We start from the raw sequence: 17,946 nt of genomic DNA, 5'->3' as shown, positions 1-17,946 counted from the left end.
CCCGGCCGGGGGCGGCCCCGCCATCGTCACGAGGGGGTCTAAACCGACCCTGAACACGGGCGGCGGGCGGCGGATCGAAGCGCCGGCGAGGCGGGCGGGGGACGACAGGGGCGCGCCGGTGGTGAAAAGAGGTGCCCCCGGCCCCTCGGCGGAAGAGCCGGGAGAGCGGGGGCGGGGGCGCCGGTGTGACAGACGTCTCGTCAGGCCGGGAAGGGGTCGAGCTGCGCCCACAGGGCCTGCTCGACGGGGGTCGGCGGTACGTGTGCGACCATGCGCTCGGGGTGGGCGGCCGGCGGGCCCGGGAGCATCGCGCCGTCCTCCTCCGGTACGACGACGGGCGGGCAGGCCACGGCCATTCCCCACCCGTAGGCGAGCACGCCCAGTGCCGGGAGAAGGGTCTCCAGCCAGCCCGTCCAGTACCGCTTCATCGGTTGTGCTCCCGTTCCGGCTCGTCCATTTGCGGGCCGAGTGTGCGGGGTGGGCCTGAACCACGGCCAAATCCGTGCCAAATGCCGCGCCCCGGGCGGCTGCGCCGAGGGGGTCGCGCAGGGCGGTACGTAGTTTCGCGGATGTGCCGAGGTACCAGGTCAGGGCAGCCTGGGTGTCGATCCCGAAACCAAACCTGGGGGAAGCCATGCGGTACGAAATCCTCGGCAGCCTGCGAATCCGTCAGAATCACTGTGACCAGCGGACGTCGACGGTGAACGCCCGCAACATGGAGGTCGTGCTCGCCGCACTGCTGGTCCGGGCCGACGAGGTGGTGTCCGTTCCACAGCTGAGCTACGAGGTGTGGGGGGAGCATCCGCCCAAGCGGTATCTGGCGGCGATCCACGTGTACATATCGCAGCTGCGAAAACTGCTGTCCCGGGAGGACGTCCCGGGCAATCCGATCGTCACCCGGTCGCCGGGCTACATGCTGCAGCTCGGCGAGGACCGGCTGGACGCCAAGGAGTTCCAGCGGCTGATGCGCGAGGGCCGGCAGGCCGCCCGGGCGAGCCGCCCGGAGCAGGCCGCCGCCCACTTCGAGACGGCGCTGGACCTGTGGCGCGGCCCCGCGCTGGGCGACCTGCGGGCCGGCCCGATCCTGGACGGGTTCGGCGGCTGGATCGAGGAAGCCCGGCTGGAGTGCGTCGGCATGCACGTCGAGGCGGGGCTGACACTGGGCCGGCACCAGGAGCTGGTGGGCCAGCTCTACTCGCTGACGTCCGAGCACCCGCTGCACGAGGGGTTCCGGCGCCAGCTGATGATCGCGCTGTACCGCTCCGAGCGGCAGGCCGACGCGCTGCGGGTGTACGGCTCGACCCGCCGCACGCTCAACACCGAGCTGGGCATCGAGCCCGGCCGGGCGCTCCAGGACGTGCACCGGGCGATCCTGCTGTCCGACCGCAGTCTCGACCTGGCGACGGCGGCGTAGTCCGGTGATAGGCCTCATTCTCCCTCCCGGGGTGCGGCACGCCGAGTCGTTCGGCGACCAGCCGCACGCGCCGGGTGCGCTGTTCCCGCAGGAGGCCGCGCTGGTCGCCCGTGCGGTCGAGACCCGCCGCCGTGAGTTCGCCACCGCCCGGGCCTGTGCCCGCCGGGCGCTGGCCGATGTCGGGGTGGCGCCGGTGGCGCTGCTGCCGGGGCCGCACGGTGCGCTGATCTGGCCGGCCGGGACGGTGGGCAGCATCACCCACTGCAACGGCTACCGGGCCGCGGCGGTCGCCGACTCGGAGCGGGCGGACGTCGCGTCCCTCGGCATCGACGCCGAGCCGCACCGCCCGCTGCCGCCGGGCCTGATCGAGACGATCACCCGCCCCGGCGAACTGCCCGCCGTCCGCTCCCTGCTCGCCCGCCGGCCGACCGTCCGGTGGGACACCCTGCTGTTCAGTGCCAAGGAGGCCGTCTACAAGGCCTGCTTCCCCCGCTACGGCGCGGCGCTGGGCTTCGAGGACGCGAGCATCGAGTTCGACACGCGGACCGGCCGGTTCACCGCCACCCTGCACGTGCCCGACCCGCCCGGCCCGCTGTCGGGACGCTGGTTCACCGGCGGTGGGCTGGCCCTGACCTCCGTGGTGATCCCGCGCGAGCGGGCGGCCGTGGGCGCCGCCCTGGCGGCCTGAGCCGCTCCCGCCCGCCCCGACCCCGCCAGACCCGCCGCACCAGCACGAACGGAGCCCGACCATGACCTCGACCGCCCCGATCCCCGCGGCGACGGCCGCGGCCGCCCAGGACACCTGGATCCGCCGCTTCCGGCCACGCCCCGACGCCGACGTCCGGCTGGTCTGCTTCCCGCACGCCGGCGGATCCGCCGTCGCCTACCGCCCCTGGGCGGAGGCCTTCGACCCCTCGGTGGAGGTCCTGGCCGTCCAGTACCCGGGCCGCCAGGACCGCTACCGCGAGCCCGGCGTGGAGAACCTGGGCGAGCTGGCCGACCTCGTCATGCCGGCCGTCCGGGCCGCCGTCGGCGGCGGGCGGTTCGCCCTGTTCGGGCACAGCCTCGGCGCCGCCCTCGCCTTCGAGGTGGCCCGGCGCCTCACCGGCGGGCACGGCCCGGAGCTGCTGATCGCCTCCGGCCGCCGGGCGCCGTCCCAGGTCCGCCAGGAGGCGTACCACCGCCTGAACGAACGCGAACTCGCCGAGCACCTGGAGGAACTGAGCGGGACGGACCGCCGGCTGCTCGCCGACCCGGACGCGCTGCAGATGATCCTGCCGGCCGTCCGCAGCGACCTACGGGCGATCGAGACGTACCGCTGCCCGCCCGGCACCACCGTCGACACGCCGATCCTCGCGCTGACCGGCGACCGCGACCCGTGGACGACCCTGCTGGAGGCGGCCGGCTGGTCCGCGCACACCACCCGCGGGTTCGACCTGCGGGTCTTCCACGGTGAGCACTTCTACCTGAGCGAGCACCAGGACGAGGTGCTGCGGCTGCTCACCAAGCGGCTCAGCGGCGTCTCAGAGCTCCTTTAGCCGCCCCGCGAAGACTCCTACCCACTGGCGCCTCCGCCACCGACCACCCGTTCCGGACCCGCCCGCGAGGGGTAGACACACCATGGGATCCACCGCCGACGGCCTGCGGGCGCTGAACCGCAGCGGCCGGCTCGCAGCCGAGTACCCGACCGTCCAGGCCCTGCTGTCCGAGGCCGATGACAGTGAACTCGCCCTGGCCGGGCAGCTGCTGGGCAGACTCGACCCCGACGAGGTGCTGAGCCTGCACCCCGGCACCACCGCCCTGACGGTGGCGGTCACCGGCCACGGCACGCTCGCCGCGCTGCGCCCGGCCCTGACGGCCGAACTCGCCCGGCACGGCCTGCTGCTGCGGCCGTACTTCGCGGACTTCGACAGCTACGTCTTCGAACTGTCCGACCCGCAGAGCCCGTTGTACGCGGCCGACCCCGCACTGGTGCTCTGCGTGCTCGACCCGGCGATCGTCTTCGACGAGCTGCCGGTGCCCTGGGGACCCGCCGACGTGGAGGAGGCACTGGCTGCCAAGGTCGGCCTGCTCAGCGGGCTCGCCGCCCGGTTCGGGGCCACCTCCAAGGGCACCCTCGTCCTCAACACCCTTCCGCTGCTGCACCGGTACACCGCCCAGCTGGTCGACCACCGCTCCCGGGCCCGGCTCGGCGCGGCCTGGCGGGAGGCCAACGCGCGCCTGCTGCGGATCGGCGAGGAGCACCCGTCGACGATCGTGCTGGACCTGGAACCGCTGGCCAACGAGGGCGTCGCCGTCCAGGACCCGCGCCTCGACGCCTACGCCAAGGCCCACCTCTCCCCCGCCCTGCTGGCCGGCTACGCCCGCCAGGCCGGGCACCTGGCCCGTGCCCTGACCGGCCGGACCCGCAAGGTGCTGGCGGTGGACCTGGACAACACGCTGTGGGGCGGCGTGCTCGGTGACGACGGCCCGGACGGCATCGAACTCGCCGGCAGCTACCGGGGCGAGGCGTTCCGGACGTTCCAGAAGGCGGTGAAGCAGATCGCCTCCCAGGGCGTACTGCTGGCCGCCGTCAGCAAGAACGATCCGGAGCCGGTCTCGCAGGTGCTCCGCGAGCACCCCGAGATCGTGCTGCACGAGCCGGACTTCGTCCGGGTCACCGCCAACTGGCGCCCCAAGGACGAGAACCTGTCCGCGCTGGCGGCCTCGCTCAACCTGGGCGTGGACAGCATCGTGTTCGCCGACGACAGCCCCTTCGAGCGGGGCTCCGTCCGCGCGGCGCTGCCCTCCGTTGCGGTCGTCGACCTCGACGACGAACCAGCCCTGCACCTCGGCCGGCTGCTCCGGGACGGCTGGTTCGACGTCCGCGAGGCCACCGCCGAGGACCTCGCCCGGCCCGCCCGCTACCGCGAGGAGCTGGCCCGCGGCGACTTCCTGGAGCAGTTCTCCTCGCTCGACGACTACCTCGCCGAGCTGGGCGTGCGGGTGCGGCTCACCCGGGCCCGCCGGCAGGACCTGCCGCGGATCTCCCAGCTCACGCTGCGCACCAACCAGTTCAACCTGACCACCGAGCGCCTCCAGCCGGCCGAGGTGGCCGCCCGGGCCGCCGACCCCGGCCACCTGGTGCTGGCCGTGCACTCCGCCGACCGCTTCGGGGAGAACGGGCTGGTCGGCGCCGTCCTGCTGAGCCGGGACGGCGACGAGCTGTCGATCGACAACTTCCTGCTCAGCTGCCGGGTGTTCTCCCGGGGCGTCGAGCACGCCGCCCTCTCCGAGGTGCTGCGCCACGCCGCCGCGACCGGCGCCACCGGCGTCCGGGGCAGCTACCTGCCCACCGCCCGCAACGGCACGGTGCGCGACTTCTACCCGCGCTACGGCTTCACGCCGCTGGAGACGGACGGGACGGCGGCGGCCTTCCGGCACGACCTCGCCACCCCGCTCGCCCCGCCCGTCCACGTCCAGCTCGACGCCGATCTGGACTCCCCGACCGACGCCGACGCCCGCACCGGCGCGGACGCCGCCGTCACCCCCTGAAGGGACACCCTTTCGTGAAGAGCGTTGACGACCTGATCACCCTGATCCAGGACGAGCTCGGCCTGCCGATCACCGAGGCCGACGCGAATGTGGGCTTCGACCAGGTCCCCGGCTGGGACTCGGTGCACCTGCTCTGGCTGCTGACCGCCCTGGAGCGGGAGAGCGGCCGCCGCCTGTCGCTCGCCGCAATCCTCGAAGCACCGTCGCTCCAGGCGGTGTTCGACCTCACCGTCGCCCCCTGACCCGGGCAGCCGGGCGGGCCCGCGCCAGATCGGTCCCGCCCGGTCGCGGGGAGCCACGACCGGTCCCCGACGGAGCCCGGGCGAACGTCCTCGTACCGGGCGAAACCCGGGGCCCCGAGCAGCTCGGGGCCCCGGACCCGGCGGAGGCAGCCGGCGCGGACCCGCGCACCGGTGCCGCGGGCGGGCCCGGCCGGACAGGCCGGCCCGGCTGAGGCCGCCATCACCGGACCACGGGCCGCGAGCCCGGACCACGGTCGGCGGGCGGTACGGTCACCAGGCGGTGGCGAGCCAGCCGGCCGCTGCGGCGAGCACGACGAGGGCGGCGTTGAGACCGGTCTCCCTGGCCTCGCCCCGGGACAGGTGCAGGCCGGCCGCCGCCAGCTGGAGCAGGACGAAACCGAGCGCGGCCCCTATCGCCAGGGCGGGCGCGATCCCGGTGAGCGGCGGCAGCAGGAGCCCTGCCACGCCGAGGAGCTCGACGGCGCCGATGCTCCGGACGGCCGGCATCGGCACGGTGTCCACCCAGCCCATCATGGGCGCCAGTTGCTCCTTGCTCTGCACAACCTTCTTGCCGCCCGCGTACAGGTAGAAGGCGCCCAGCAGCCCGGCGACGATCCAGTAGGCGATCTCCATGTTCGTCCGTCCTCCGTCATGGTTACGATGTGTGAGTAGGCACATGATCGGTGACCGTCGGAAGGCTTACAAAAGGCACACCCGTGTGCCTGGCGAACAGAGGACGCCCGTGTCGAAGTACCGCAACACCTGCCTCATCCGCGGTGACGGCGGCCGTGCGATCCGCGGCATCCTCGACCGCGTCGGCGACAAGTGGACCCTCCTGGTGGTGGCCACCCTCGACGGCGAACGCATGCGCTTCACCGAGCTCCAGCACCGCATCCCGGGCATCTCGCAGCGCATGCTCACCCGCACCGTCCGGCACCTGGAACGCGACGGCCTGGTGTCCCGCACGGCCTTCGCCGAAGTCCCCCCACGGGTCGAGTACGAGCTCACGGCGATGGGTCGCACCCTGATCGAACCCGCCGTGGCCCTGGCCGAGTGGGCCGTCGACAACAACCCCGGCATCGAGCTGAGCCAGGCGGCCTACGACTCCGAGCGCCCCTGAGCGCCCCTCGCCGGCCGGTTGGTGAGGAGCGGGTGCGCGTGGCGTGAGGACCCCGCCCTGACGTTCGACGACCAGCTCGCCGTCCGCACGGCTGCGGACGTCTCGATCTGCTTCACGCGGCCCGACCGCGCCTCGGGCGCGCACGGATGGGTGCTGCAGAGCCTCTACGCGTCGACGCGTTCGAACTGAACGGCTCCGCCGCCGCCCGGTGGTGGGTTCCGCCGGGCCGCCGAGCCATGTCATCATCTGAAGACATCAGGTGATGACAAGAGACGGGTGCGGTCATGAGTGCGTGGTCGGAGCGACCGGTGATGCGGGACAGGGCCCTGGTGCCGGTGCTCGTCTACCTCGGCATGGTGGTGGCCGTGATCAGCAGCCTCGGCGCCCCGCTGGTGCCGACGATCGCGGCCGTCAACCACGTGTCGCTCTCCGACGCCCAGTGGTCGCTGACGATCACCATGCTGGTCGGAGCGGTCGCCACACCGACCATGGGGCGGCTCGGCGACGGGCCCCGGCGGCGGCAGGTGATCATCGGTGCCACCGCCGTCGTCCTGGTGGGAAGCGTGCTGGCTGCGCTGCCGCTCGGCTTCGCGCTGCTCGTGGTGGGGCGGGCACTCCAGGGCGTCGGGCTGGGGCTGACCCCGCTGGCCATCGCGACCGCCCGCGACAGCGTCCCGGCCGAGCGCTCCCGCTCCGCCGTCGCCCTGCTGTCGATCACCACCGTCGCCGGGGTCGGCCTCGGGTATCCGCTGACCGGGCTGATCACCGAGTCCTTCGGCATCCACGCCGGCTTCTGGTTCGGCGCCCTGATCAGCGGCCTGGCGCTGCTGGCCGCCGCCTTCGTGCTGCCGCCGACCGGCCACCGCCCCGCGCAGCGGCTGGACGTGCTCGGCGCGGTCGCCCTCGGCGCCGTGCTCGCCGGGCTGCTGCTGGTGCTGACCGAGGGCGACAGCTGGGGCTGGGGTTCGCCGCGGCTGATCACGCTGGCGGCCGGTTCGGTGCTGCTGCTGGTCTGGTGGGTGTTCCACCAGCTCCGCACCGCCCACCCCCTGGTCGACCTGCGGCTGGCCCGCAACCGGGTGGTGCTGACCGCGGACGTGACCGGGCTGATCGCGGGCGTCGGGATGTACCTGCTGATGGCGATGGTCACGCGGTACGTGCAGACGCCCACCGGCACCGGTTACGGCTTCGGCGCGTCCGTCGTGGTCACCGGCCTGGTGCTGCTGCCGTTCTCGGTGGCGAGCGTGGCCGCCAGCCGGGTCGTGCCGCTGCTGGCCCGGCGGACCTCGACCGCGGCCGTGCTGCCGGTGGGCTGCGGCATCTCGCTGGTGGCGATGCTGCTGTTCGCGTTCGCCCGCGGCAGCCTGTGGGAGCTGTTCGTCATCATGGCGGTCGCCGGGCTCGGCGTCGGCTGCACGTTCGCGGTGATGCCCGGGCTGATCGTGGGCGCCGTCCCCGGGCACGAGACCGGCAGCGCGATCAGCTTCAACCAGGTGCTGCGCTACGTCGGCTACTCCACCGGCAGTGCGCTGAGCGCCGCCGTGCTCCAGGCGCACACCCCGGCGGGGCAGGCGCTGCCGTCCGCCGGCGGGTACGGCGCGACGGCGTTGCTGGGTTGTGCGGTGTGGGTGGTCGTCGGGGTGGTTACGATCGTCCTGCCGAGGCGGGGGTCCGCCGTACGGACCGCCGTGGCAGTGGACGAGGAGTTGCTGGTGGACGAGAGCATCGCGGACGCCGCGACCGGTGAGGACCGCGTCCCCCTGCGGGACGCGGGCGCCGCCCGGACGTCGCGGTGAGCCCGCACCCGGCGACGCCCGCCGGCGGGGCACCTCCTCGTCGGCGGGACGCCGCCCGCAGCCGGGAGTTGCTGCTGGAGGCCGCCGGTGTGCTGTTCGGCGAACGGGGTTTCGACCGCACCACCACCCGCGAGATCGGTGAGCGGGCCGGCGTCGACCCTGCCCTGATCGCCCGCTACTTCGGCGGCAAGACGCAGCTCTACCTGGCGGTCGTACGGGCCGAACAGGGGGACGAGGTGCCCGCCGACCTGCTCGACCCGGGCCGGCTCGGGAGCCTGCTCGGCCGGGTGGCCGAGCGCGGGCCCGGGCCCGTCCTGCGGGCCGCCGTCCTGCCGCACGAGGACTCGGCCGCGCGGGACGCCGCCGAGGTGCAGTTGCACGAACGCCTGGTCGCTCCGCTGCGCGAGCGTTTCGCACAGGAGGGCCTGGACCGGCCGCAGTTGCGGGCGGAGCTGGCGGTGGCCGCGTTCGCCGGTGTCACGCTGGGGCGCGGCAGCGGCGCGTTCGGCGAGCTGTCGGCGGCCCGCCCGGAGGAGCTGGTCCCCCTCGTGCGCGAACTGCTCGGCGGCGCCCTGCCCGCACCCTGACCAGCAGACCCCGACCACCCCGACCAGTCACCCGACCAGCGCCGGTACGGCGCACGACCCTCCCTGGACGCGACTCCCATGCCGTTGCCGCCGCACCCCGCCACCAGCTCCGCCCCCGTCGTCCCGTCCCGCACCTGGACCAGGACGTTCCTGCCCCGCCCCGGCGCGCGCCTGCGCCTGTTCTGCTTCCACTCGGCGGGCGGCGGCCCGTCGATGTACCGCGACTGGCCCGCCCGGCTCCCGGCGGACATCGAGGTGGTGGCGGTGCAGCTGCCGGGGCGTGAGACGAGCATCGGCGAGCCCTGGCTGACCGACTACCAGGAGGTCGTCGATCAGCTCCATGCCGCGCTGCGGCCGCAACTCGACCGCCCGTACGCACTGTTCGGGCACAGCATGGGCGCCCTGCTCGCGTACGGTGTCGCGCTGGCCGCCCTGCGCTGCGGCGACCGCCCGCCCGGGCGGCTGCTGGTGAGCGGCAGCGCCGGTCCGGGCGCCGAGCCCAGCCGGCCGGACCGGGCCGACTGGCCCGACGCCGAACTCGTCGAGGACCTGCGGTCGATGGGCGGCACGCCCGAGGAGGTGCTGGCCAGCAGGGAGCTGCTCGACCTGATCCTCCCGGCGCTGCGCGCCGACTACGCGGTCTGCCGCTCCTTCCGGCACCCGGACGAAGCGCTGCTGGACTGCCCGGTGTCCGTTCTCGGCGGCCTGGAGGACAGCGTCTCGCTGGACGGACTGCACCGGTGGTCCGGCACGACCCGCGCCGCAACCAGCGTCCGTACCTTCCCCGGTGGGCACTTCTTCCTCACCGGGGAGTCCGCCCCGGGCGTGCTCGCCGCCGTGACGCAGGACCTGGCCGCCCCGCAGGCCTGACCGCCCGGTGCCCGGAGGGCCCCGTCAGGACGGCGGGTGCCCGGGGGGGGGCTACTCGGGACGGACGGCGTGCAGTCCGGGGAGGTTGACGACGATGGCCTGCTGGGTGCTGCGGGCGATCACCACCACGGCCTCCTCGTCCGGGTCGGGGTTCTCCTCGCGGTGCGGGAGGAACGGCGGGACGAAGATGTAGTCGCCGGGCCCGGTCTGCAGGCGCACCTCCTCGGGTTCCCCGTCGAAGTCGTCCGCGAAGACGAACACGGGGTGGCCGCTCACCACGTAGATGGCGGTCTCGGACTCGCCGTGGTGGTGGTCGGCCGAGGAGGTGGCGGGGGCGACGTGGGTCTGGCCCATCCAGAGCTTCTCCGAGCCGACCGTGCGGCCGCTGACGGCCGCGAAGCGCCGCATGCCGCCGGTCTGCGCGGTGTCGGCGTCGAGCGCGTCGGCGCGGATGTGGTGCAGCCGGCTCCACGCGGGCCGGTCGTGGCCCGGGTGTTCGGGCCGGTCGGGCAGGTGGGGGTGGAACCCCGTGCCGGCCACCGTCTCGGGGGCCGGGGCCGGGGCCGAAGCGGTGGCGGCCGGCTCCCCGGCGGGGGTGTGCGGATGCGCTGCTGAGGTCATGACGGTTCCTTGCGCGTGGTGGATCCGGGAGGAGCGGCCCCGGGGGGCGAGGGCGGTGTCAGCGGGCGCGACAGAGGGCGGACGGCGCCGACGGACAGTCGGCGCGGTCCGCGGCGCAGCGCGGGACACGGCGGGGCATGGACAGGACGCTAGAACCGCGGGGAAAAGGATGTCAAGAGGTGTCCATTGTGGCTCACCTGCCTGCGGGAACGGTCGTCCGTGACCGAAAGGCATTGTGGAGGGGGCTTCGCGGGGGATAATGGTGCACATGCATATTTCCGCGAAGGCGGACTACGCCGCGCGGGCACTGGTCGAACTTGCCTGCGAGCCGGCCCGTCCGCTGACCTGCGAGGCCATCGCCTCGTCCCAGGAGATCCCGTTCCGCTTCCTGAAGTCCGTGGTCGGCGACCTGCGCCGGGCCGGGCTGGTCCGCAGCCAGCGAGGCTGCGAGGGCGGCTACTGGCTCGGCCGCCCGCCCGAGGAGATCAGCCTGCTCGACGTGATGCAGGCCGTCGACGGCGGGCTGATCACCCTGCGCGGCGAGCCGCTGGCCGAACTCGCTTACCACGCACCGGCGCAGGACCTCCCCGACATCTGGCGCGCGGTCGAGGACAGCGCCGCCGAGATCCTCGGCCGGGTCACCATCTCCTCCCTGGTACGCGGCCGTCCGCAGGCCGCACCGGCCGGGCCCAGACCCTCGGACGTCCTGGTATGACCGGCGCGCAGCCCGAGTTGGAGGTGGTCGAGTACACCGATCCGGTCTGCCCGTGGGCGTGGGGATCCGAGCCGAAACTGCGCCGGCTGCGCGCGCTGCTCGCCGGGCGGTCCCGGTGGCGGCGGGTGTACGGGCTGCTGTTCGACGAGGAGGAGGACGATCCGGCGCCCGACCCGGCTGCCGAGACGGCCTGGTACGCCCGCTACATCGAGGACATCAGCGCGCACACCGGGGCGCCGCACGCCGTCCGGCTCGACCGGGTCGCGGCCTGCAGCCGGCCGGCCTCGCTGGCGGCGCTGGCGGCGGCCCGGCAGGGGCCGGCGGTGGCGGAGTCGGTGCTGCGGCGGTTGCGGGAGAGCCTCTTCCTGCTGGGCGAGCCGGCCGACACGCCGGAGCGGGTCAGGGCGGCCGTCCGTGGCCTGCCGGGCCTCGACGAGGCTTCCCTGGCAGCGGACATGACGGATCGTCAGGTTCTGGCGCAGCTCGTACGGGATCACGCGGAGGCCCGCCGGCCGGTGCCCGAGGTGCTGGGCCTCAAGGGGCCCGCGCCGCACCCCGGCGCGGCCAAGGAGGCCGGCGACGGCCACCGCTACGCGCTGCCCACCCTGCTCTTCCTCGGCCCGGCCGGCCGCCGGGTGGTGCCGGGCTGGCGCCCCCTGGCCGAGTACCTGGACGCGGCGGCCGCGGTCGCACCCGCACTGCACCCGCACCTGCGTCCCGGGGCCGGGCTGGTCGGTGCGGACGAGGCGCTGGAGCGGTATCTCAGCCTGACCCGGGCCGATCTGGAGCTGCTCACCGGAGACCCGCGGCCGCCCGCCGGAGCCGTCCGGCTGGAGAGCGGCAACGGCCCGCTCTGGCTCCACCCGGCGTACGCGGCGGGGCACCCGGCCGCCGGGGGCGGCCGGCCGCAACGGGCTGAGCAGCAAATTTAGCGGGCCTCTGACGGTCCGACGAATGAGACACCGTTTGGTGTCCATTGACACGGGCAGTCCGCGCGGCCAGGATGAGCGCATGCTCTCGACGCACCCCGGTGTGGTGTGCCGCTTCGTGGACCTGCGGCGCACCAGCAGCGCCCTCTGTCGCTGACCCAGCGCCTTCCGGCCACCGCCGCACCTGCCGATCCACGCCCCCGACGGCCTGACCGTCGCTCCGGCCGCACCTCGCCAGGCTCCGCCCGCCGGTCCCGTTCCCGCCGCGCCCCTGCCCCTCGGGCAGCCCGGCGGCCCCTCCCCCGCCCGGCCCCGGCCGGCTCCGCCGCCGGCTGTCCGGCGCGCCCCGCACCCATGCCCTCCCGCGCCGTCGGCCCGTCCCGACCCGGCGCTCCCCGCACTGCCCGCCGCCCCCGCCCGGGGCCGGTCCGGCGTGCACCCGAAAGGTGACGCAGCATCATGAACGCCCCCAGCACGCCCGGTTCCCGCACGCCCCGAACCACTGTCGGCAGACGCTCCTTCCTCGGTCTCGCCCTCGGCACGGCCGCCGCCCTCACCCTCGCCGCCTGCGGCTCGGCCACCCCCACCACGGCCGGCGGCGCCGCCGGCGGCACCGTCAAGTGGGGCTGGGCCCTGCCCACCTCCTGGGACCCGGTCTTCTCGTCGGCGGGCTGGGACGTCCACGACCTCTCGCTGGTCTACGCGGGCCTCACCAAGCTGAACGAGAAGGGCGACGCCGTCCCCGCGCTGGCCACCGGCTGGACGTACTCCCCGGACGGCACCGCCGTCACCTTCAAGCTCCGCCCGGGCCTGACCTTCAGCGACGGCTCCCCGCTCGACGCGACCGCCGTCAAGAAGAGCCTGGACCGCGGCCGCACCGACCCGAAGTCGCTGGTCGCACCGCAGTTGGTGCACGTCAAGGAGGTCACGGCGCCCGACCCGCAGACGGTGGTGCTGACGCTCACCCAGGCCGACTACCAGCTGCCGAACCTGCTGGCCGGCAAGACCGGGATGATCGTCAGCCCGACCGCCTTCGAGTCCGACGCGGCCGGTCTCGCCGCCCGCCCGGTCGGCGCCGGCCCGTTCACCCTCAGCTCCTACACCCAGAACGCCAAGGCCGTGCTGAAGCGCAACCCCGCCTACTGGGACGCGTCCGGGATCAAGCTGGACGGCTTCGAGATCTACCCGCTGCCGGACGCCTCCACGGTGGTCGCCGCGCTCCAGTCGGGGCAGTACAACGTCGCGCAGATCCCCGGCAGCCAGGTGGCCGCGGCCAAGGCGGCCGGCCTGGAGGTCCAGGTCATCCCGTCCCTGGTGGTCGCGGTCCTGGACGTCAACAACACCAAGGCGCCGTTCGACAACCCGCTGGTCGTCCAGGCCCTGAAGCACGCGATCGACCGCGAGGCCCTGCTCAAGACCCAGCAGTTCGGCTTCGGGGACGTCAGCTACCAGCCGTTCCCGAAGGGCTACGTCGGCTACGACGCCGGCTCCGCCGACCTCTTCCCGCACGACCCGGCCAAGGCCAAGGCCCTGCTGGCGCAGGCCGGTTACCCGGACGGCGTGGAGCTGACCATCACCACCTCCGCCGCCCAGGGCCTGCCGGAGCAGCTCCAGGCGCAGCTGAAGGAGGCCGGGATCAAGACCAACATCGAGGTCATCCCGGCGGCCCAGGCCACCCAGATCATCTACATCCAGCACTCCAAGGCGCTGTTCACCGACCAGTTCGCGGGCCGGGACTCCGCCCCGCAGGCCTTCCAGGTGCTGTTCGGCGAGCAGGGCCTGATGAACCCCGGCCGCACCACCCCGCCGGAGCTCAAGGAGGCCGTGGACAAGGTCTCCCGGACGCCGCTGGACTCGCCCGACTACCCGAAGAACCTCCAGGCGGCCACCGCACTGGCGGTGCGCACCATGCCCAACGTCTTCCTCTACAGCGTGCCGCGCATCCTCGCCCGGCAGAAGAGCGTCTCGGAGATCCCGGCGTTCACCGTCGTCCAGCGCTTCGAGGGGGTGACCGCGCCGTGACTGCCGCCCTCCCGCTCGGGCCGCCGCGAACTGCGGCGGCCCGGGGCGGGCTGCTCGCCCGGAGGGCGGCCCGCGCACCGCGCCCACTGGGCCGGGCCCTGCTGAGCACCGCGACGGTGTTCCTGATCTCCTCCGTGATCACCTTCGGGCTCGGCGCCCTGTCGGACGCCAACCCGGGCGCCGCCGTCCTCGGCGAGACCGCCACCCCGGCCGACATCGCCCGGATGAACCACGAGTTCGGCCTGGACCGGCCGCTGACCGCGCAGTTCACCGGCTGGCTCGGGCACGCGCTCACCGGTGACCTCGGCCGGTCCTGGTTCACCACCCTGCCGGTGGCCGACAGCATCTCCGCCGCACTGCCCGTCGACCTCTCGATCGCCGGCCTCGCCCTGCTGTTCGCCGTCCTGCTGGGCGGCGCGGCCGGGATCGCCGCCGCCCGCAGCAACGGCGGCAAGGTCGACCTGGCGATCACCGGCATCTGCTCGGTGCTCGGCACGCTGCCCGCCTTCGTGATCGCGATCGGCCTGATCGCCGTGGTCTCGGTGCAGGCCGGGCTGCTGCCCTCCGGCGGCTACGTGCCGTTCGGCCAGGACCCGGGCCAGTGGCTGCGGTTCGCGCTGCTGCCCGCCCTCGCGCTCAGCCTGGACGCGGCCGCCGGCATCGCCCGGCAGCTGCGCACCTCGCTGGTCGGGGCGCTGCGCGAGAACTACGTCACCGGCGCGGTGATGCGCGGACTCCCCTCCCGGCGGGTGCTGTTCGGCCATGCGCTGCGCAACTCCGCCGGGCCGGCCGTCACCGTGCTCGGGATGAGCGTGCCGATGCTGATCGGCGGCGCGGTGGTCACCGAGCGGATCTTCAACCTGCCCGGCATCGCCCAGCTCTCGCTGCAGGCCGCCCAGCAGCACGACGTGCCGGTCATCCAGGGCACGCTGCTGGTCACCGTCGCCGTCGTCCTGGCCGCCAACCTGGCCGTGGACGCGGGGCTGCTCGCCCTCAACCCGGCCGCCCGCCGCAGCTCCGCGGCCCGGCCGAAGCAGGGGAGCCCGGCATGAGGACGCTGCGCCGCACCCTGCGACTGCGCACCGCGCGCCTCGCCCTGCCGGTACTCGTCGCGGTCGCCCTGCTGGCGGTGTTCGGCGGCGCGCTCGCCCCGCAGGACCCGCTCGCCCAGGACACCGTCCACCTGCTCCAGGCCCCCGGCGGCGGGCACCTGCTCGGCACCGACTACCTCGGCCGCGACGTGCTCAGCCGGCTGCTCGCCGGCACCACCGACTCGGTCGCCGGGGCGCTGGAGGCGGTCGCCGCGGCGATGCTGCTCGGCATCCTCCCCGGGATCGCCTCACTGTGGCTCGGCCGCACCTTCGAGTGGGTGTCGCTGCGCGCGGTGGACGCCCTGATGACGCTGCCGTTCACGCTGTTCGCGATCGCGGCCGTCGGGGTCTTCGGCAACGGCCTGCACCAGGCGATGCTCGCCCTCGGCGTGCTGCTCTCCCCGCTGTTCTTCCGGGTCACCCGGGCCGCGGCGCTCGGCTTCACCCAGGCCCAGTACGTGCAGGCGGCCGAACTCATGGGCGCCTCGCGGTGGTGGATCCTGCGGACCCACCTGTGGTCCAAGGTGCTGCCCACCGTCGCCGTCACCACCGCCCACGCGCTGGCCACCGCGCTGCTGACGGTCACCTCGCTGACCTTCCTCGGCATCGGCGTCCAGCCGCCCGCCCCGACCTGGGGCGGGATGCTGGCCAGCGACCTCGGCTTCCTCGCCCAGCAGCCCTGGGCGCCCGCCCTGCCGGCCGTCCTGATCATGCTGACCGTGGGCGCGCTCAACCTGCTCGCCGACGCCGTGCGGGACGCGGGCGCGGCGGGAACGGAGCCGGTCCGCGCGGCCGCACCGGCCGGGCGCCGCGGGCGCGCCGCGGCGTCCGCGCCGATCTCACCGAAGGAGCAGGCCGATGTCCCCCTCCCCGTCTGACCCCGCCACCGCCCCGGGCGCCACCGTACTGAGCGTCGAGGGACTGCACCTGACCGTCGGTGCGGGCCGCGCCGAGGCCGTGCGCGACGTCTCCTTCAGCGTCCGGGCCGGGGAGGCGGTCGGGCTGGTCGGCGAGTCCGGCAGCGGCAAGACGCTCACCTGCCGCTCGGTGCTCGGCGTCAACGCGCCCGGCGTCGCGGTCTCCGGCGGGCGCATCGACCTCGGCGGCACCGAGCTCACCGCGCTCGGCGCCCGCGCCTGGGAGCAGGTGCGCGGCAGCCGGCTCGGCGCGGTCTTCCAGGACCCGGCCTCCTACCTCAACCCCTCGCTGACGGTGGGCCGCCAGCTCGCGGAGCCGCTGCGGCTGCGGCTCGGGCTGAAGCGCGCCGAGGCCCGCGCCCGGGCGGTGGAGCTCTTCACCTCGGTCGGCCTGCACCGGCCGGACGAGGTCTACGACCAGTACCCGCACGAGCTGTCCGGCGGCATGCTGCAGCGCGTCCTGATCGCGATCGCGGTCGCCTGCGGCCCCGAACTGCTGGTCGCCGACGAGGCGACCACCGCGCTGGACACCGTCGTCCAGGCCGAGGTGCTGGAACTGCTGGCCCGGCTGCGCACCGAACGCGGCCTCGCGCTGCTGCTGGTCACCCACGACCTCGCCGTGGTCGCCGAGGTCTGCGACCGGATCCTGGTCTTCTACGCCGGGGAGATCGTCGAGGACGGCCCGACCGCCGAGGTGGTCGCCGCCCCCGCCCACCCCTACACCGAGGCGCTGCTGCGGGTCGCCTCGATCGGTGACTGGCAGCGCCGCGACCTCGCGGTGATCCCCGGCCGCCCGCCCGAGGCCGGCGCCGCTCCGGCCGGCTGCCGCTTCGCGGACCGCTGCGCCTTCGCCGCCGAAGCCTGCTCCGAGGCCGCCGTCCCGCTGACCGTGCGCGCCGACGGACGCCGGGTGCGCTGCGACCGCGCCGAGGAGCTCGCGCTGAGCGGCGCCCTCTCGACCGACCGATCCCGCCAGGAGGTGCCCGCATGACCGCCACCGCAACCGCAACCGCTGCCACCGCACCCGCACCCGCACCCGCTGCCACCACCGCCGACCCGGCAGGCGCGCCGCTGCTGCGCGTCGAGGGCCTCGGCGTGACCTACGGCCGCCGGCTCGGCCGGGCCGCCGACCGCGTGCTCGACGACGTGTCGCTGGACGCGCGGGCCGGCGAGATCCTCGGCGTGATCGGCGAGACCGGCTCCGGCAAGACCACGCTCGCCCGGGCCGTCGTCGGCCTCGCGCCCGTCGTCGCCGGGCGGATCACCGTCGACGGCACCGAGGTCACCGGCCTGCGCGGGCGCGCCCTGCGGGAGTTGCGCCGCAGCGGCCGGATCCAGTACATGTTCCAGGACCCGCTGCGCTCGCTCGACCCGGATCTCACGGTCGGCGAAATCGTCGGCGAGCCGCTCACCGTCGGCACCGGCGTGGAGCGGGCCGAGCGGCCGGCCCGGATCCGCGAGGCGCTCGAACAGGTCGGCCTGCCGGCCGAGTTCGCCGGCCGCACGCCGGGGCAGCTGTCCGGCGGCCAGCGCCAGCGGGTCTCGCTGGCCCGCTCGGTCGTCACCCGCCCCCGGCTGCTGCTCGCCGACGAACCCGTCAGCGCGCTGGACGCCTCCAACCGCAACCACGTCCTGCTGCTCCTGGACGAGCTGCGCCGCACCCTCGGCCTCGCCGTCGTCGTCATCTCGCACGACCTCAGCTCACTGGCCGGCATCGCCGACCGGATCGCCGTCCTCTACCGGGGCACGCTCGTCGAGCAGGGCCCCGCCGAGGACGTGCTCACCAACCCGCTGCACCCGTACACCGCACTGCTGACCGCCTCCGCGCCGAGCGTCCGCCGCGAGCACCGGATCACCCCCGCGCAGCTGCGCCCGAGCGAGCCGCGGCCGCAGTGGACGATGGAACCGGCCGACGGCGCCTGCGCGTTCGCCCACCGCTGCCCGTTCGCCGGCCCGGACTGCCGGACCCGCCCCGCCGTGCTGGAGCACGGGCCCGCCCGCAGCGCCGCCTGCCACCGCGCCACCGACTGGCGTACGCAGCTCACCACCGCAGCTCTCTGACACCGCCGCGGGGACCAAGCGCCCCCG

General features: G+C 74.6%; 19 protein-coding genes. 16 read left to right on the top strand and 3 right to left on the bottom strand.

Annotated elements, in window-relative coordinates:
- Nucleotides 1-200 precede the first annotated feature (200 nt).
- On the bottom strand, nucleotides 201-428 hold the full coding sequence (locus tag ACFUK0_RS23650) for a DUF6059 family protein (RefSeq protein WP_380253341.1): 228 nt from the start codon (nucleotides 426-428) through the stop codon (nucleotides 201-203).
- A 272-nt stretch (nucleotides 429-700) separates the two neighbouring features.
- On the opposite strand from ACFUK0_RS23650, the gene ACFUK0_RS23645 reads away from it, so the two are divergent.
- The 5 genes from ACFUK0_RS23645 (at nucleotide 701) to ACFUK0_RS23625 (ending at nucleotide 5,190) form a co-directional block, all read left to right on the top strand.
- Nucleotides 701-1,414 carry a BTAD domain-containing putative transcriptional regulator gene (locus ACFUK0_RS23645; RefSeq protein ID WP_380253339.1) on the top strand — a complete coding sequence of 238 codons (714 nt, stop codon included), beginning with the start codon at nucleotides 701-703 and terminating at the stop codon, nucleotides 1,412-1,414.
- Between the two features lie 31 nt (nucleotides 1,415-1,445).
- A complete protein-coding gene (locus tag ACFUK0_RS23640) occupies nucleotides 1,446-2,102 on the top strand; it encodes a 4'-phosphopantetheinyl transferase (protein ID WP_380253337.1) in 657 nt (218 codons plus the stop codon).
- A gap of 61 nt (nucleotides 2,103-2,163) precedes the next feature.
- Nucleotides 2,164-2,952, top strand: coding sequence for a thioesterase II family protein (locus ACFUK0_RS23635; protein WP_380253335.1), 789 nt, complete (start codon nucleotides 2,164-2,166; stop codon nucleotides 2,950-2,952).
- An 82-nt stretch (nucleotides 2,953-3,034) separates the two neighbouring features.
- The gene (locus tag ACFUK0_RS23630) at nucleotides 3,035-4,948 is read left to right on the top strand and encodes an HAD-IIIC family phosphatase (protein WP_380253333.1); all 1,914 of its coding nucleotides are present in this window, start codon (nucleotides 3,035-3,037) and stop codon (nucleotides 4,946-4,948) included.
- A gap of 14 nt (nucleotides 4,949-4,962) precedes the next feature.
- Nucleotides 4,963-5,190: an acyl carrier protein gene (locus tag ACFUK0_RS23625; RefSeq protein WP_380253331.1), complete on the top strand. Its 228-nt coding sequence runs from the start codon at nucleotides 4,963-4,965 to the stop codon at nucleotides 5,188-5,190.
- A gap of 270 nt (nucleotides 5,191-5,460) precedes the next feature.
- On the opposite strand, the gene ACFUK0_RS23620 is transcribed toward ACFUK0_RS23625, so the two are convergent.
- On the bottom strand, nucleotides 5,461-5,823 hold the full coding sequence (locus ACFUK0_RS23620) for a DoxX family protein (protein WP_380253329.1): 363 nt from the start codon (nucleotides 5,821-5,823) through the stop codon (nucleotides 5,461-5,463).
- A gap of 109 nt (nucleotides 5,824-5,932) precedes the next feature.
- Here ACFUK0_RS23620 and ACFUK0_RS23615 point away from each other — a divergent pair, with 109 nt between their 5' ends.
- The 4 genes from ACFUK0_RS23615 to ACFUK0_RS23600 all read left to right on the top strand — a co-directional run bounded on the left by ACFUK0_RS23615 (nucleotide 5,933) and on the right by ACFUK0_RS23600 (nucleotide 9,563).
- Nucleotides 5,933-6,310, top strand: a complete 378-nt coding sequence (locus ACFUK0_RS23615; RefSeq protein ID WP_380253327.1) for a winged helix-turn-helix transcriptional regulator — start codon at nucleotides 5,933-5,935, stop codon at nucleotides 6,308-6,310.
- Between the two features lie 311 nt (nucleotides 6,311-6,621).
- Nucleotides 6,622-8,106, top strand: coding sequence for an MFS transporter (locus ACFUK0_RS23610; protein WP_380253325.1), 1,485 nt, complete (start codon nucleotides 6,622-6,624; stop codon nucleotides 8,104-8,106).
- Complete coding sequence (locus ACFUK0_RS23605) at nucleotides 8,103-8,693, top strand: TetR family transcriptional regulator (protein WP_380253324.1); 591 nt, start codon at nucleotides 8,103-8,105, stop codon at nucleotides 8,691-8,693. The genes ACFUK0_RS23610 and ACFUK0_RS23605 overlap by 4 nt, the downstream gene beginning before the upstream one ends.
- A gap of 78 nt (nucleotides 8,694-8,771) precedes the next feature.
- On the top strand, nucleotides 8,772-9,563 hold the full coding sequence (locus tag ACFUK0_RS23600; RefSeq protein ID WP_380253322.1) for a thioesterase II family protein: 792 nt from the start codon (nucleotides 8,772-8,774) through the stop codon (nucleotides 9,561-9,563).
- Nucleotides 9,564-9,614: 51 nt separating this feature from the next.
- Here ACFUK0_RS23600 and ACFUK0_RS23595 read toward each other — a convergent pair whose 3' ends face one another.
- Nucleotides 9,615-10,184 carry a cupin domain-containing protein gene (locus ACFUK0_RS23595; protein ID WP_380253320.1) on the bottom strand — a complete coding sequence of 190 codons (570 nt, stop codon included), beginning with the start codon at nucleotides 10,182-10,184 and terminating at the stop codon, nucleotides 9,615-9,617.
- Nucleotides 10,185-10,452: 268 nt separating this feature from the next.
- Here ACFUK0_RS23595 and ACFUK0_RS23590 point away from each other — a divergent pair, with 268 nt between their 5' ends.
- The 7 genes from ACFUK0_RS23590 to ACFUK0_RS23560 all read left to right on the top strand — a co-directional run bounded on the left by ACFUK0_RS23590 (nucleotide 10,453) and on the right by ACFUK0_RS23560 (nucleotide 17,919).
- Nucleotides 10,453-10,899 carry an RrF2 family transcriptional regulator gene (locus ACFUK0_RS23590; RefSeq protein ID WP_380253318.1) on the top strand — a complete coding sequence of 149 codons (447 nt, stop codon included), beginning with the start codon at nucleotides 10,453-10,455 and terminating at the stop codon, nucleotides 10,897-10,899.
- On the top strand, nucleotides 10,896-11,831 hold the full coding sequence (locus ACFUK0_RS23585; RefSeq protein WP_380253316.1) for a DsbA family protein: 936 nt from the start codon (nucleotides 10,896-10,898) through the stop codon (nucleotides 11,829-11,831). The genes ACFUK0_RS23590 and ACFUK0_RS23585 overlap by 4 nt, the downstream gene beginning before the upstream one ends.
- A gap of 456 nt (nucleotides 11,832-12,287) precedes the next feature.
- Nucleotides 12,288-13,850, top strand: coding sequence for an ABC transporter substrate-binding protein (locus ACFUK0_RS23580; RefSeq protein ID WP_380253314.1), 1,563 nt, complete (start codon nucleotides 12,288-12,290; stop codon nucleotides 13,848-13,850).
- Entirely contained in the window at nucleotides 13,847-14,902 is a 1,056-nt protein-coding gene (locus tag ACFUK0_RS23575; protein ID WP_380253312.1) for an ABC transporter permease, read from the top strand. The genes ACFUK0_RS23580 and ACFUK0_RS23575 overlap by 4 nt, the downstream gene beginning before the upstream one ends.
- Nucleotides 14,899-15,819, top strand: coding sequence for an ABC transporter permease (locus ACFUK0_RS23570; protein WP_380253310.1), 921 nt, complete (start codon nucleotides 14,899-14,901; stop codon nucleotides 15,817-15,819). Before ACFUK0_RS23575 ends, ACFUK0_RS23570 begins: the two co-directional genes overlap by 4 nt.
- Nucleotides 15,800-16,849 carry an ABC transporter ATP-binding protein gene (locus ACFUK0_RS23565; protein WP_380253308.1) on the top strand — a complete coding sequence of 350 codons (1,050 nt, stop codon included), beginning with the start codon at nucleotides 15,800-15,802 and terminating at the stop codon, nucleotides 16,847-16,849. The genes ACFUK0_RS23570 and ACFUK0_RS23565 overlap by 20 nt, the downstream gene beginning before the upstream one ends.
- Nucleotides 16,846-17,919, top strand: coding sequence for an ABC transporter ATP-binding protein (locus ACFUK0_RS23560; protein ID WP_380253306.1), 1,074 nt, complete (start codon nucleotides 16,846-16,848; stop codon nucleotides 17,917-17,919). Before ACFUK0_RS23565 ends, ACFUK0_RS23560 begins: the two co-directional genes overlap by 4 nt.
- Nucleotides 17,920-17,946 lie beyond the last annotated feature (27 nt).

The sequence above is a fragment of the Kitasatospora sp. NPDC057223 genome (assembly GCF_042669755.1).
Lineage (GTDB): Bacteria > Actinomycetota > Actinomycetes > Streptomycetales > Streptomycetaceae > Kitasatospora.
Note: the sequence above shows the minus strand (reverse complement) of the source record. Positions and strands in the feature narration are given on the sequence as shown.

Bases quoted from the DNA above. Each gene is read 5' to 3' on its own strand.
- ACFUK0_RS23595 (WP_380253320.1), bottom strand. From the start codon at position 10,184: ATGACCTCAGCAGCGCATCCGCACACCCCCGCCGGGGAGCCGGCCGCC.
- ACFUK0_RS23580 (WP_380253314.1), top strand. From the start codon at position 12,288: ATGAACGCCCCCAGCACGCCCGGTTCCCGCACGCCCCGAACCACTGTC.
- ACFUK0_RS23585 (WP_380253316.1), top strand. From the start codon at position 10,896: ATGACCGGCGCGCAGCCCGAGTTGGAGGTGGTCGAGTACACCGATCCG.
- ACFUK0_RS23590 (WP_380253318.1), top strand. From the start codon at position 10,453: ATGCATATTTCCGCGAAGGCGGACTACGCCGCGCGGGCACTGGTCGAA.
- ACFUK0_RS23600 (WP_380253322.1), top strand. From the start codon at position 8,772: ATGCCGTTGCCGCCGCACCCCGCCACCAGCTCCGCCCCCGTCGTCCCG.
- ACFUK0_RS23570 (WP_380253310.1), top strand. From the start codon at position 14,899: ATGAGGACGCTGCGCCGCACCCTGCGACTGCGCACCGCGCGCCTCGCC.
- ACFUK0_RS23560 (WP_380253306.1), top strand. From the start codon at position 16,846: ATGACCGCCACCGCAACCGCAACCGCTGCCACCGCACCCGCACCCGCA.
- ACFUK0_RS23630 (WP_380253333.1), top strand. From the start codon at position 3,035: ATGGGATCCACCGCCGACGGCCTGCGGGCGCTGAACCGCAGCGGCCGG.
- ACFUK0_RS23565 (WP_380253308.1), top strand. From the start codon at position 15,800: ATGTCCCCCTCCCCGTCTGACCCCGCCACCGCCCCGGGCGCCACCGTA.
- ACFUK0_RS23610 (WP_380253325.1), top strand. From the start codon at position 6,622: ATGCGGGACAGGGCCCTGGTGCCGGTGCTCGTCTACCTCGGCATGGTG.
- ACFUK0_RS23620 (WP_380253329.1), bottom strand. From the start codon at position 5,823: ATGGAGATCGCCTACTGGATCGTCGCCGGGCTGCTGGGCGCCTTCTAC.
- ACFUK0_RS23635 (WP_380253335.1), top strand. From the start codon at position 2,164: ATGACCTCGACCGCCCCGATCCCCGCGGCGACGGCCGCGGCCGCCCAG.
- ACFUK0_RS23650 (WP_380253341.1), bottom strand. From the start codon at position 428: ATGAAGCGGTACTGGACGGGCTGGCTGGAGACCCTTCTCCCGGCACTG.